8 protein-coding genes are annotated in these 14,270 nt (G+C 61.0%); 1 reads left to right on the top strand and 7 read right to left on the bottom strand.

Annotated features, from left to right (window positions below; translation table 11 throughout):
* Positions 1–55: 55 nt before the first annotated feature.
* From PMI42_RS37570 to PMI42_RS27745, 6 genes are all read right to left on the bottom strand, one after another.
* The gene (locus PMI42_RS37570) at positions 56–4,171 is read right to left on the bottom strand and encodes an Ig-like domain-containing protein (RefSeq protein WP_008140422.1); all 4,116 of its coding nucleotides are present in this window, start codon (positions 4,169–4,171) and stop codon (positions 56–58) included.
* Between the two features lie 651 nt (positions 4,172–4,822).
* Positions 4,823–6,745 carry an acyltransferase family protein gene (locus PMI42_RS27765; protein ID WP_008140420.1) on the bottom strand — a complete coding sequence of 641 codons (1,923 nt, stop codon included), beginning with the start codon at positions 6,743–6,745 and terminating at the stop codon, positions 4,823–4,825.
* Complete coding sequence (locus PMI42_RS37565) at positions 6,745–7,818, bottom strand: glycosyltransferase family 4 protein (protein ID WP_008140419.1); 1,074 nt, start codon at positions 7,816–7,818, stop codon at positions 6,745–6,747. The genes PMI42_RS27765 and PMI42_RS37565 overlap by 1 nt, the downstream gene beginning before the upstream one ends.
* 46 nt (positions 7,819–7,864) lie before the next feature.
* Positions 7,865–8,881: a glycosyltransferase family 2 protein gene (locus tag PMI42_RS27755; protein ID WP_008140417.1), complete on the bottom strand. Its 1,017-nt coding sequence runs from the start codon at positions 8,879–8,881 to the stop codon at positions 7,865–7,867.
* Complete coding sequence (locus PMI42_RS27750; RefSeq protein ID WP_008140415.1) at positions 8,878–10,236, bottom strand: polysaccharide biosynthesis protein; 1,359 nt, start codon at positions 10,234–10,236, stop codon at positions 8,878–8,880. The genes PMI42_RS27755 and PMI42_RS27750 overlap by 4 nt, the downstream gene beginning before the upstream one ends.
* 7 nt (positions 10,237–10,243) lie before the next feature.
* A complete protein-coding gene (locus PMI42_RS27745; protein ID WP_081502958.1) occupies positions 10,244–11,569 on the bottom strand; it encodes an O-antigen ligase family protein in 1,326 nt (441 codons plus the stop codon).
* 189 nt (positions 11,570–11,758) lie between these two features.
* On the opposite strand from PMI42_RS27745, the gene PMI42_RS27740 reads away from it, so the two are divergent.
* On the top strand, positions 11,759–12,190 hold the full coding sequence (locus PMI42_RS27740) for a hypothetical protein (protein ID WP_035966803.1): 432 nt from the start codon (positions 11,759–11,761) through the stop codon (positions 12,188–12,190).
* A gap of 6 nt (positions 12,191–12,196) precedes the next feature.
* Here PMI42_RS27740 and PMI42_RS27735 read toward each other — a convergent pair whose 3' ends face one another.
* Complete coding sequence (locus tag PMI42_RS27735) at positions 12,197–14,266, bottom strand: acyltransferase family protein (protein ID WP_008140408.1); 2,070 nt, start codon at positions 14,264–14,266, stop codon at positions 12,197–12,199.
* Positions 14,267–14,270: the final 4 nt, after the last annotated feature.

The following is a 14,270-nucleotide window of genomic DNA, read 5'->3' as shown; positions in this document are numbered from 1 at the left end:
GTCGTCTACCGGCGGGCCCGCCACTGGCGGGCCCGAGATCGGTTCGCGTGGTCGTCTAAACCACCAGATCATGCCAGACCGTCAGGTTCAGCGCGGCGGACACCGCGCTGTGATTGCCGGCGACGTCCACTGCATCCCCGGTAATCACGTGATTGCCGTCGGCGAGGGCGGCGGTCGTAAAAGACCAGGCGCCGCTGCTGTTGGCCGTCGTGGTGCCGATCCGGGTCGAGCCATCGAATATCTCGATCGTCATATTGGCGGCAGCACCGCCCTTCAGGATGAACTGATCGACGCTGGTCGACGCATTATTGCTCATCGCGTGACCGCTTGTGTCATAGGCCGTGAAATTGGGCGCATTTGGCGCGACCGTGTCGACGGTCACCTTCAGTGCCGAGGAGGCCGCACTGACATTGCCGGCCGTGTCGATCGCTTTGCTGGTGAAGCTGTGGTTGCCGTCGGACAGTGCTGCCGTGGCAAAGGACCATGTGCCATCGCTTCCCGCGGTCGTGCTGCCGATCTGCGTGGTGCCGTCATAGATCTTGACGGTAAGGCCGGCCGTAGCCGCGCCCGCCAGCGAGATCTTGCTGGCATTCGTGATGCCGTCGCCGACGACATTGCTGTCAGGAGAGAATGACAACACGGCCGGTGCATCGGGCGCCACGGTATCGACCGCGACGTTCAACGCCGTCGAGGCCGCGCTGAGGTTTCCGGCTGCATCCATGGCCTTGGCGGTGAGCGTGTGACTGCCGTCGGTCAATGCTGCGGTCGTGAAAGACCATACACCGTTGCCGTCGACCGATGCGGTGCCGATCTGCGTGGTGCCGTCGTAGATCTTGACAGTGCTGTTGGCCGCAGCACCGCCATCGAGAGTGATGTGGTTGGCATTGGTATCCCCGCTGGTGATCAGGTGGCCGTCGGGGGCAAAGGCGGAGAAACCCGGCTTGTTGGGAGCCGCCGTGTCAACCATGACCTTTAAGGCCGAGGACGCGGCGCTGTAATTGCCAGCTGTATCGACTGCCTTGCTGGTGAACGTGTGCGTACCGTCCGACAGCGCAGCCGTCGCGTATGACCACAGCCCGCTGCTGTTCGCCACGGCGGTGCCGATCAGAATGCTGCCGTCGTAGATCTTGATGGTCGCGCCGGCCGCTGCCGCGCCATTCAGCGTAATCTGGTTTGCACTTGTGATGCCGTCGCCGACGACATTGCTGTCGGGAGAGAACGACTGCAGGGCGGGTGCATCGGGCGCAACGGTATCCACCGTGATGCTCAGAGCAGTCGATGCCGCGCTGAGATTGCCGGCCGCATCCATGGTTTTGGCGGTGAGCGTGTGACTGCCGTCGGCCAGCGCGGCGGTCGTGAAGGACCACACGCCGTTACTATCGACCGATGCAGTTCCGACCTGCGTGGTTCCGTCGAAAATCTTGACGGTGGTGTTGGCGGCAGCACCGCCGTTCATGGTGATGTGGTTGGCGTTGACCGCGCCGCCGGTGACGAGATGACCATCGGGAGCGAATGCGGAGAATCCTGGCTTGTTCGGCGCTACCGTATCGATTGTCACTTTCATGGCGGAGGACGCCGTGCTGAGATTGCCGGCCGTATCGATCACCTTGCTGGTGAACGAATGAGTGCCGTCCGACAGCGCGCTGGTTGCATATGACCAGAGCCCGCTGCTGTTGGCGACGGCGGTACCGATCAAGGTGCCCCCATCGTAGATCTTGACGGTGCTGCCGATCGCTGCGGCGCCGTTCAGCGTGATCTTGTTGGCGCTGGTGATGCCGTCGCCAGCGATATTGCTGTCAGGCGAGAATGACAGCAGGACCGGCGCATCTGGCGCGACGGAATCCACCGTGATGGCCAGAGCCGTCGAGGCGGCGCTGAGATTGCCCGCAGCGTCCATGGTCTTGGCGGTGAGCGTATGATTGCCGTCAGCCAGGGCTGCAGTCACGAAGGTCCAGACACCGTTGCCGTCGACGGTTGCGGTTCCGATCTGGGTGCTTCCGTCGAAAATCTTGATCGTGCTGTTCGGCAGCGCGGCTCCGTTCAGCGTGATGTGATTGGCGTTGGTGGCTCCATTGGTGACCACGTGCCCATCGGACGCGGTCCCGTAGAACGCGGGCTTGTTCGGCGCGACCGTATCGATCGTCACGCCGTATGAGGCGGACGTCGCGCTGACATTGCCCGCCGCGTCGATCGCCTTGCTGCTGAAACTGTACTTGCCGTCTGCGAGAGTCGCGGTAGCGAAGGACCAGAGACCGTCGCTGCCGGCAACGGCGCTGCCGATCAGGTTGCCGCTCTCGTATATCTGCACGGTAATGCCGGCCGCTGCTGCGCCATGCAGGGTGATCTGATTGGCGCTGGTGACACCGTCGCCCACGATGTTGCTGTCCGGCGTAATCGAAAGCAAGGTCGGCGCGTTTGGCGCAGTCGTGTCGACGGTCACGTTCAGCGCCGCCGAGGATGCGCTGACGTTGCCGGCGGAGTCGATCATCTTGCTCGTGAAAACGTGGGTACCATCCGACAGTGTCGATGTCGTGAATGACCACGAATTATCGGCCCCCGTGATCGCCGTTCCGATCTTGGTGCCGTTATCATAGATCACGATGGTGCTGCCGACGACCGCCGCGCCTCCGCTCAGGGTGATCTTGTTGGCGCTGGTGAGGCCATCCCCGACGACATTGGTGTCGGGTGAGAACGAGCCGATCACCGGTACCGAGGTCGTGCCGGGTGTCGTTACGGTACTTGATACGTCAGTGCCGGTCACCGTGGTCGACGTTACGGCACCAAGCGCGTCCTTGGTTTTGACGGCGAAATTGAGATCGTTGATGGTCAGCGAGCCCGCACCGGAAACGACTTCGGCACCAAGTTCGATCGAGGCCAGATATTCGCTGGAAGATACGATGCCGAGGCTCTGGAGCTTGTTCAATATCCCGCTAAAGTCGATGCTGCCCGCGGGCAGGTCGGTATCGAGAACGACGGCGGTGTACGGGCGGCCATTGTTGTCGCCATGATAGATCTTGGCGGAGATGGTCCCGTCCTGGTAAGTCCCGATCAGGTCGCCGTACGGCTTGACGTCGCCCTTGTGCAGCCAGACCATCACTTCGTTTGTGATGGTCGATGCTCCACCATTCGGCACGCTGGTCAGCCAGATGTCAAAGGAGACGTCGAAGCCATCCATGTTTCCCTGATAGGAAAGGTCGAAACTGGCGGTGAGTCCGGACAGGGAGCTCAGTTGGATCGGGAAGACGGCGCCGGGGGCAGGCGTCTGAACGTCGCTGAGAGGGTTCGGTCCGAAACTTATTTCGGGATAGGCGCGAACGGTCGAGACGGCTTCAGTCACGAGCGGAAACGACCAGGTGAACGTTGTGTGGTCCGTGAGGTCGGCAGCCTTGTACGAGCCGGTGATCGAATAGTCCTTGGATCCAAGGCTCCCCGGATTCCAGACATTGTTGAAGATCACCCAGCCGTTCGCGACGGCGATCTCGCCAGATCCAACCAACTGGCTGTAGCCGGGCTGTAATGCCGAGACCGGAGCGGGCAGGCCGAAGTCGTAGGCGCTCAGATCGGAAAGGTTGACGTCGCGCAGGACGAGCTTCTCGCCATTGGCAAAGGAAAGCTGCACGTCGGAACCGTTCTGCGTTGCGAGCGACATCAATTGATCGAAGCTCGATATGCCGTAGCCGCTCAGTTTGACGACGTCGCTGCTCGGTTTGAAATTCACGATCGCATCCGAGCCGTTGCCCGCTGTGACCTTGAAGATATCGGCTCCCGCGCCGCCGACCAGAACGTCATCGCCTGCGCCGCCATCGAGCGTCGCGCCAATCGCGCCCGCCACAATGATGTTGTTCAACGCGTTGCCTGTTCCCGAAGTCGAACCGTCGGACATCAGGAACAGATTTTCGACATTGTCGGAAAGGGTGGCCGCACCCCAATACTCTGCGTAGACGGTGTCTACTCCCTGGCTCGCCTGCTCCGTGATCGAGGATGCCGCATCCCAGAGAAAATACGTATCGTCGCCGGCGCCACCGATCAGAAGATCGCCGCCTGAACCCTGGAATTGATCATTCCCGGAAGTGCCGATCTGGGTTTCCGAAGCCGTCGTGCCTGCGGGCCAATTGTCTGGCGTCTGAGAGATTGGGAGGACCAATCCGTTCGCAGTAACGTAGGTAGCCATGCGCCTCTCCTTGAATTTCTAGGCGCAAAAAGCCACTCATTTGCAAATTTCAGCTTGGTGTGACCCTCAAGATTTACAACAAATAGTCCAAATATGAATCGTCGCGCTCAACGTTGGTAGGCGCTAGATCAGTCAATAATCTGTTCAGAATTTGGCGTCGACGGTTCTTGCAGGCGCAAATAATGAGCACGCTCTTGCGCAGACGCCGCGAGCGAATGGAAATGTTTCGTCACAAACCTGTCGTGCAAACAGCTGTAATTTCGTACTTTCGTTGATGCGAGTGGAAATAATGCCGCGGTCCTCTCGGAAAACGCGGATTTCAGCGTGTTGCCGGATCAGCTGATCGCACACTCTATTCTGCTGCCACCTCGTTCGTTTGAATGAGGCGATCGAAAACCGCGACACGAAGCCGCGCGTATTCCCCGCTGAAAAATTGAGCAGTGGTCCGCGAGCGGGACGCACTTTCTTTCGACGAGCTGCTTCGCGATTCCTCAAACGAGGTGAAGAATGTACTGAGGGAGCCGGCCTGAAGAGGCCGCTAAATCGTCGTTTTTCTGTTTTCGATTTCCGTAACAATACGGGGGGCGCATCCGTGAAGCGCTGCTGGCGATGCGTGAGGGTAGCGCGGACGCGGCAGGTGACGAATTGCCATCACCGAAGCTGCGGCGAGATCCTCTCCGCGACCAGCGCTGCTCCGATGTCGGTCAGATGGTCGCTGTCGAACAGCAGAGGCACGCCCGGGGTTGCATAGGTCATGCAGCTTTTATCGGGGCCGGAACAAACGGCTTCAGCAAGAGATACGTAGGCGATCCCGTGTTTGCGGGTGAAGTCGGCCATCTGGCGATCCAGAGCGAGCGAGTCTTGTGTCACGGAACGCGAGGCAAGACCGGGGTCGTGAGTTTCGACGGACTTCGCCAGCAACCTCGGCAAGCGCGACGCATATTCGGGCATCGGACCGATTACGATGGACTCGATTCCAAGCCGGCGCAGCTCTTCCACGGTCCGCTGCAAATCCGCCAGCCAATCCTTGTTCCAGCCGGGCCCTTGGCCGAGGCGTCCGACGTTCCATCGCGCCACCAGCCAGGCCTTGGTGATCTTGCGCGTCTTCGGGATCTCCACGAAAGCAAGACGGTTCAGTCCGCTGCATGCCTCGCTTGCAGCAGGCTGAAGTGCGATCGTCGGCGGACAGCCGACGCCCGACAGCTGAAGGACATTTGCGTCAGGAAAAGCCTGACGCAATCCGTAGGAGAGGGCGGCCGCGTGACTGTCGCCGATCAGGAGATAGCTCGGTCGGCCCGGAATGTCCGGCAGGCAGGCAGTCCGGTCGAAGCGTTGAAACGGCGTGTCGCGGTCGAGAAAACAGCTGCCTTCGCGAAACTGCTGCTTTTCATCGTAGTCGAGATATCGCGCGACGGCCAAGGCTTCGGGCGAGAAACGTTGCTGGAAGCCGCCGGTATAACCCAGCACGCCGGCTGCGAGCAGCAGTGCCAATGTTGCGACACCGGAACCCAGGACGATGGTTTTGGACGAGACGAGCCGGCGATTTCGCGTCGTCCGCTCGACGATCCACCAGGACAGAAACGCGCAGACAAACGATGCGACGAAGACGGCGCCGCGCGTTACGAGGCGGGAGTCGCTATGCACCAGCAGGAAGTCGGTGCGCTGAAGCACCATAAGAGGCCAGTGCCAGAGATAGAGCGAATATGAGATCAGCCCCACGAACACGACAGGGCGCATCGACAGCAGCCGTCCGACCAGGCTGCCACCGGTCTCGCCAGCCAGCATGATGAGGGCGGCGCCCAGACAAGGGGGAACGGCCGCCAGTCCCGGAAAGCGCGTGTACGGCCAATAGAGAATCATGGGGAGTGCGATCAGCGCGAGCCCCGCGCCGGCCGTCAGGTTTCGCTGCAATTCGGTTCGCGGCGATGGTCCGATCTTGAGCGCAAGCAACGTCCCCAGAAGCAGCTCCCAGGCGCGCGTCGGAAGAAGATAGAAGGTGGCGATCGGAGCAGCATACGCGCCCCATATGCTGACGGCCAATGAGACAAGGAAGATCGCGAGCACGGCCACGGCGTGCCGTCCGGGAAACCATCGATGGATGGCAACAACCAGAAACGGAAACAGAAGATAGAACTGCTCCTCGACCGCAAGCGACCACGTGTGCAGCAGGGGCAACTCTTCAGCTGCGACCGCGAAATAGTCCGATGTGGCCCAGAAGTAGATATTCGTGACGGATGCGATCGCCGCTCCAAGTGCCTTCGCATAGGCGTTGATCTCGCTCGGGACGAATTTCCAGACGACGGCCGCCGTGGTGAAAGCCAGCACGACGGCATAGGCCGGAAATATCCGTCGCAGCCGGTGCTCGTAGAATCGCGCGATGCTGAACTTTCCCTGCTCGGCCTGCGCAAGGATGTTCGAGCTGATCAAGTAGCCGGAAATCACGAAAAAGACGTCGACGCCAACGTAGCCTCCGCGAAGAAACGATTGGGCAACGTGAAAAACCAGCACCCCAACGACGGCGACGGCCCGCAGGCCGTCGATGTCGGGGCGGTACCGGACTTCCGACGACGACATCAACAGACCGAGCGCAGGTTGTCGACGATCCGGTCCCAGCGAAGCCGCGTGTCGGTGGTGTGGCGCGCTCCGGCCTTCAAACGCTGCCGAAGCTCCCTGTCGGATGCGGCAAGCTTCAGGGCGTCCGCCAGCGCGCGAGGATCGTTCGGGGGCACGAGAATCCCGTCCTCCATGTGCGTGACGATGTCTGGAATGCCGCCAACCCGGCTTGCAATCACGAAGCGGCCGTTGGCGAAGGCCCCCGCGAGAACGCCGCTCTGCGTCGCGCTCAAATACGGCAGGACGACGCAATCGGCATCCATGATCGATTCGACCAGCCCCTTTGCCGGAACGAACGTGTTGAGCACCTCGACGCCCGGAATGCGCTCGTAGCGTTGCTGGAAGCGATCGATCTCGGGTCCGCGTCCGGCGATACGGAGCCTGAAGTCGATGTTCTCGTCCTTCAGGATCTCGGTCGCCTCGCACAGCACATCCACGCCCTTGTATTCCTCCATGCGGCCAAAGAACAGGACGCTGAACGGCGCGGCAGGGGTTTCGGTAGCGTCCCCGTCGGACAGGATGACGCCGTGTTCGGTGATGTGAACCTTCTGTCCGGGGAAGTTGTGGTTCGCGACATACTCGTCGTAGCAATATCGTCCGTGAACCAGAACCACGTGAGCCCGCCCGCGGACATAGCGGCGAAAGCGATCGAGCCGGCCAGCGATCGCCGCATCGCGCCCCGAATGCGGCACCGGATCGTGCACGGTCAGGACGACCTTGCAGAACGGCCGGGCGACGGTGACCACGCAGGCGCAGATGATCGACTTGAGCAGGCCGGAAGCTTCCTGAACGAACAGTTCGTTAGGGCGCGATCGAAGCATCCCGAAAAGAATGCGGAATACATCGAGGACCGAATTGAGCCCGACATGCTGTATGGTGACATTGGCGGCGACAGGCATCTGGCGGTCGCTGAACTCGCTCTTCAGTCGCTTCAGATCGATGAACAGCCTGACGGGACCATGACGCGACAGCGCGTTGGCGAAAAGCAGCGAGTACTCCTGGAAATGCGGTGCGATCACCGAGATGCGTTTCATCGAGTTACTCTGCTGGAAATCATCTGCAAGCGTGAGAAGCGAGTTGTCATGGGCGATGTGAGGCCTGCGTCCTCTCGGGAAGTTGTGCGGCGAGCTCGACCGAATCGATCTTCCGTTCGGGTGGCTTGCGGGAGCTGAACAGCCCGGCAAGAAGCCCCCAGGCATAGGTGTTCCACATCGTGAAGGAATAGAGACCGAGCCTAAGCGACTTTCTGCGCACGACCAGCAGCAGCAAGGGCAGCACGAGGAGGGTCAGGGCAAGTAGCGGATACAGGAAGCCGAGTATGATCAACGCGGCCCACCAGGCGATCACGGCAATGCTGTTCCTGATATGGCTGAGGTGCCGGACGACCAGGGACAGATGCGGCCTGCCAATCGCGCCGCGCAGGACCTCGCCATGCGCCGCGGCGTAGCCGGACTTCAACCGTCGCCACAGCAGCTTGAAACTTCCGGTCGTATGACCGTGGTGATCGACGGCCGGAACGTCGATGCGGGCAAGTTGCCAGCCCCGTTCGCGCAGTCGTGCGCCGAGCTCGAATTCTTCGAAGGCGTGAAGATTGCGGTCGGCGAAGTAGCCGAGTTCCTTGAGCGCGGACATGCGGTAGAGGCCACCGCAATCCAGCCGATCGACCGTACCCGGCCGCCAGTTGGCGTCAGCCTGCACCGTGTTGGCGCGGATCCTGTACTCCTCGGTATCGGTGTTGACCTCGCGAACGCGGCCACCGACCGCGGCGAACCCGGAATTGGACTCAAGGAAAGAGATCCCTGCGGGAAGAAATGCGGGATCGAGCACCATGTCACCGTCCAGCAGGTAGAAATAGTCACCTTCGGCATGCTGGAAGGCGAGCTGCGCGCCGGTGCCGCAGGAGCGCTCGGAAGGCGTTGCGAGCTGATAGATCCTCACGGGAAAATGGCTTGCGATCTCGATCGTGCGGTCAGTCGAGCCGCTGTCGGCCAGGATGACCTCGCCGCCGAAAGGCCGAACGGCTTCAACGGCGCTCCCCAGCGATGCGGCGATGTGGCTTTCCTCATTCAAGGCCTTGATGCCAACCGAGACCTTCATGAAGCCTGCTCCTCGTCGACGCGCTCGCGTGGTTGCGCGCGAGCGGTGTCCGGCGAAGCTGCGATCGGCCCGGCGCCATCAGAGCCGGCGGCAGACTGGCGATGCCGCCAGCGCGCCGCCTCGCGCCAGATCCAGGCCGCATAGACCACCTCGCCGACCAGGATGCCAGCGATGGACCAGAGCGGGCCGCCCCAGACGAGCAGTCCGATGACTGCCAGTACCGAAACACCCGACGAAATCATGCTGGCATAGGCGAGCTCGCGAAACACGCCGCCCGCCTGGAGCAGAACGCTGTCGGCGGTTCGCAGCGACCGTATTCCGGCGACTGCCATCCACAACGCGGCCGCGACGGCCAGGTAGTTGATCGCATATCGCTCGGGAAAGATCAGGCGCGGAGCGAATATGATGAGAGCGGCCGCGGCCAGCGCGGTCAACGCCCAAATTCCGATCATGGCGATACGGAATGTGCGCAGGGAATGCAGCGCGCCGCCGAAATTGCCGGCGTCGAGCTGGCGCGCCATCTGCGGACGTTCGAAGTCGGTCAGCGCGTTCATGACGACGCTGATCGGACGGATCAGCAACGCGCTCGCCGACAACGGCGCGAACGCAGTCGGGCCAAGAAAGAAGGTGACGATGTAGGCGTGCGCGTTGGCGGTCGCCTCTGTGGTCACCACGCCGGTCAGCGACCAGCTCGAATGCCGGCGCCAGACTTCCCGATAGCGAGGAATGTCGCGGAAGGAAAGTCTGACGAATTGCTGGATGAGATAGGAGCCTCCGAACGGAATCAGACTCAGTATGGCGCTCACCATCAGCGCTGCGTTTGGCAGATAAAGGTCGGAGGATTTCGTAAGGTAGATGGCGCTGAGTCCCGCGAGCAGTGCGAGGCTGTACAACAGATCGGACATGGTTGCCCTGATCTGATGTCCGGTGACGTACGCATAGGCCCGGCCGAACCAGCGCAGCAGCGCGAAAGCGCCGTATCCTGCGAACAGCGCCGCCGCGCCATGGGCGACGCCAAGCGCCTCTCCCAGGGCCCAGAAGACGAAGAACGCCGCCGCCGCAAGCACGAGGTTGGTCGCGAAAAGGCAACGCAGCATCGTTTGCCGCTGCTCGGCGGATCCTTGAGTGACCAGCACGGGAAGCGGTGCGCAGAACAATGCGCTCCAGACCCCGCTGCTGAACTGGGAGGTGACCAGCAGGAAGGCGAAGCTGCCGAACGACTTGATGTCGAGGACGTGCAGAAGCTGCAGCGAAAGAACGAACTGGCTGCCTGCGGTTGCAATCGGTCCGATCGCTGCCAGACCGTACCGAAGCGCCTTTTCAAGGCCGGAGTTTTGTTTGCTGCCCTCGCTCAAGAGTCAGTCAACCATGCAGGCTGGGCACAGCGCCCGTGGGCGCGGATTGCGCCGAGCGCGCAGACGCCAGAATCAATGCGATTGTGAACATCAGGAGGATCCCGACGATGGAGTCACGATCCAGCACGCTCGTTTCCGTGAGATTGTGTCCGACGCAGAAGATCAGGAAGGATGCCAGCAGGCCACGCTGACTGCGGGGGATCGATCCGGAGCCCAGGTTCGCGAGCGGAATGATGACGGTCGACAAGATCACCATGACGAGCCCCGGAAGCCCGGTCTGACAGAGCAGGTCGATGTAGCCGTTGTGTCCGATCGCGACGAGGGCGACCCAATCCGTCTCCCTGACGTAATGATACAGGGGACTTTTGTTGCCGCCGATATTCCAGAACGATCCATAGCCCGAGCCGAGCAGCCAATGGTCCTTCCAGTAAGAGAGCAGCGTCGACCAGATATGCACGCGTCCCGTGAATGCGTCCGGCCGGCTGAATATCGCCTGGATATCGCTCCAGTAAGCGATCGCCGCACCGACGATCACCAGGATCGTACCCAGCAGGGCCGGCAGGAGCAGCGGTCGAAATCTCGGATTGTAGGCCTGGAAAACCCATCCCGCCGACAAGGACAAAGCGATCATGCCGATCGACGTCTTTGCATGCGTCTTGTACAGGAAAAACGCGCTGCCCAGGATGACCGCCCAGCGGATCCAGGTCTTTATCGAACGAGCGTCAAACAGAAATACGGAAATGGTAAGCGCGCAGACGGCGCCGGCGAAGTTCTTCTGCGTCAGAACTCCCTTCCAGTTTCCGACCAGTTCGGGATCGAGGCCAAATCCCTCGACGTCCAGCTGCTGGTGGATGCCGACCGACGGCAACAGGACGACGGACAGGAAATTGATCGCGAGGATCACGATCATCATCTCGCGGAAGATGAGAATTGTCCTCGCATAACCCAAAATGTCCACCATGCTGAACACGGTGAGTACGATCATCGTCGTCAGCAGGAGACGGCGCATGGCGATGTCGGGATCGACCGCCCAGGTGAGGCTCAGCCAGAACCACAGCAGCGTGAGTCCGAGGCTTAACGGAAGCGGGAAGAGGCCGCGGGGATTGGCCGCAACACGCGCCGCGGTCATCGCCGCGATATAGACACCCGTGAAGGCGAGCTGCCTCAGAACGCTTCCTTCACCTGTATAGGGAAGAGTCTTCAACGTCAGATACGGGCCGGCCACCATCAAGCCGAGCAGCGCGTACATCGTCAGGCTGGCGATGGGCACCGAAGGCGGCGCAGGTCTGCGGTGAAGAGCAATCGAAGCGCTTCGTTCGGATTGAATGGTCATTCCTGCCGGACGTCGGTTGGCGTGTGGATCAGCAATACTGAAGGCAAAGGCCGCCTGATCGTCGTAACCATGCTGCGTCAGGCAAGCGGCTCTACTCGATACTACCGGGATGTTTGTTGCGGTGCAATGTCGGCGCCAATATGGTTGCCACTACAGTTTATTTATGCGTCCCCTTTGGAAGAGCCACGAGTGGTCTTTGCCATGCCCCGCTACTCCATCCGCATCGCCATTCTGGTCATCACGTTCCTGACAGCTGCCTGCCAGACGCCCGTGCGGGCCGGCGGAACGTGCATTCTTCGACCAGAACCGATCCGGCTTCGCTCGGAAGTTGTAAACTGGAGCATCGAGCTCCGCCAAGGCGAGGAATGCGTGCAGGGGCTCCGTTGGTCCACCCTTCTGATTGATCAAGTTCTCGTCTTGAATCAGCCGAAGTTTGGCCGCATCGCGATCAACGGTCCGTCGTTCCGCTACATCGCCGGCTCGACGAACGAGTCCGATACCTTCCGGTTGCTGGTGAAGGGGAGTGCGCTTCGCGTTCAGGGAGAAACGACGATCGAGGCCACGATCAATATCAGCGATGCTCCGTCCCGAACGCGCCGCTGGGAGCCGGCGGCGCGCTGATGCTTCCTACTTCTTGGGTTCCGCGTTGGCGCTCTGGGTAGAGCCCATCAAAGCAAGCGTGTTCTTGGAGAAGTTTCCATACAACAAGTCGTTGCCGAAACCGCTGAGATGATCCGCATCGAAGAACAGCGGCTTTCCGTCGCGGAAAGATGTGCAGGTCTGATCGGGGCACAGCAGCGGGAAGGGATCCCAGACCGATATCTTGGAATTATTGGCGGTGAGCTCGGTCATCGCGGCCAGGATCGGTGTGCGCAATTTCTCGAGGTCTTGACGGCTCATGTTGAAGCCCGGGGCGCAAACGGCATTGTCCCGGTTGAACCAATCGGAGCAACGAAACGGAGGAGTCCGGAATATCGGCTTGGGCGCCTCGAATTCAACGCGTGCGCCGTGCTGGGTGATCGGGGCGAGGAGCTGCATGGCTTCCGCCACGACCGCTGCCTGGTTCTGGGCTGCTGGGGTCGATGCCCTGCTCTCACCGTCGAGATCGCCCCACTGATTGCCGAACCGCGGGAGGCGCAGGCTCGGAAGGAACACGAGATCGTGCGGCTTGATCGCGCCTTTCAGATATTGCGCGATGACCTGATGAGATTTCCTGCAGTCGCTGTCGTGCTCGGCGATCGGCCGATCGAGCGGAATGAACGCGCAGCCCTCGTGCGAGTAGACCTTGACGGTGGTGCCGGTATCGAGCGCGAATTGGCGTACCATCGTGGTGTAGGCACTGGCATGGGAGTCGCCAACGACATAGACGATCCCGGCAGAGGGCGCTCCCTGACACTCGGTCGGTTTCCAGATCGTCAGCGGCACGCCGCCTTCCACGACGTCGGATCGCACGATCCTGCAGTCTTTCGCAGACACCACGCTCTTGCGGGCCAGCGGGTACCAGACGTCGGTATTGCCGGTGACACTGAGCGTCAGCTTCGATTTGTACTTGAAGACGCCGGCCGTGGCCCCCGTGATCACCAGAACGACGGCAAGCGAGGCAGGAATGAACTTCGCGACGGACAGGCGCTTCTGCCACTGAAACTTTCGTGCGGGCTGCTCGACGATCTCGTAGGAGGCGATCGCCAGAAGCACGGCGATTGCGACTGCCGCGAGGCAGGTCTGGATCTGGTCCAGCCCGACCGTCCAGCGAAACAGGACGAAGGTCGGCCAGTGCCAGAGATAGAGCGAATAGGAGATCTTTCCGACGAAGACGGGAGCCGGTCTTGCAAACTGCGCCGGCAATGCACGCTCGGGTTGCGCCACGATGAACGCAATCAGGCAGGCCGTGCCCGCAACGGGAACGAGGGCCGCCGGAAACGGCGAGAATATCGTGGCCGGAATTACGAAAGAGACGGCGACCAGCAGCAATCCGGTGATAAACCCGAGATTGTATTTCTGCGGGCTCAGCGCGCTGATGTGCGGCGCCCATGCGTTCATCGACAAATACAGCACGACACCGGCACCCAACTCCCAGAAGCGCGCCGGGATGAGGTAGAACGCGTACTCCCAGCGATACCACGTCATCAGTCCGCACAAGGCGAACGAAATGACCGAGAGAGCCGATATGACCGCGACCGCACGCGTTGTCCTGGCGCCCGGCCGCTCGTGATGGAAGAAATAGATCAGCATCGGGAACAGGAGATAGAATTGCTCCTCGACGCCGAGAGACCATGTGTGGACGAACGGGTTGAAGGCCGCCCTGGGTGAGAAATACTCGTCATTGTTGAGCGCCAGCACGATGTTGCTGCCGCCGAAGAAGGCCGCAAGGCCGGTCTTGGCCAGCATGTTGCTCAGCCAGGACGAGGGAATGAACAGTGTTCCGACAACGGCGGTGACGACCAGACAGAACACCAGCGCCGGCATGATGCGCACGATGCGCCGTGCGTAGAAATATCCCTGGAACTGGAACAGGCTGTCGAAACGCGCCCCCGCGACCGATCCCGTGACAACGAAGCCCGAGATGACGAAGAATATGTCGACGCCGAAATATCCACCCGGCAGAAAGCTTTCGTGCAGGTGATAGAGAAGCACCGACAGGACTGCGACGGCCCGTAGCCCGTCGATGCCGGCAAAATATCTTGCTTTTGCGCTCATGATC

The organism is Bradyrhizobium sp. YR681 (assembly GCF_000282615.1).
In the GTDB taxonomy this organism is placed as follows: domain Bacteria; phylum Pseudomonadota; class Alphaproteobacteria; order Rhizobiales; family Xanthobacteraceae; genus Bradyrhizobium.
This window is presented reverse-complemented; position numbering and strand designations above follow the sequence as displayed.

Excerpts from the sequence above, each read along its gene's own strand:
- PMI42_RS27755 (WP_008140417.1), bottom strand. The coding sequence starts at position 8,881 with ATGAAGGTCTCGGTTGGCATCAAGGCCTTGAATGAGGAAAGCCACATC.
- PMI42_RS27765 (WP_008140420.1), bottom strand. The coding sequence starts at position 6,745 with ATGTCGTCGTCGGAAGTCCGGTACCGCCCCGACATCGACGGCCTGCGG.
- PMI42_RS27735 (WP_008140408.1), bottom strand. The coding sequence starts at position 14,266 with ATGAGCGCAAAAGCAAGATATTTTGCCGGCATCGACGGGCTACGGGCC.
- PMI42_RS37570 (WP_008140422.1), bottom strand. The coding sequence starts at position 4,171 with ATGGCTACCTACGTTACTGCGAACGGATTGGTCCTCCCAATCTCTCAG.
- PMI42_RS27745 (WP_081502958.1), bottom strand. The coding sequence starts at position 11,569 with ATGACCATTCAATCCGAACGAAGCGCTTCGATTGCTCTTCACCGCAGA.
- PMI42_RS37565 (WP_008140419.1), bottom strand. The coding sequence starts at position 7,818 with ATGAAACGCATCTCGGTGATCGCACCGCATTTCCAGGAGTACTCGCTG.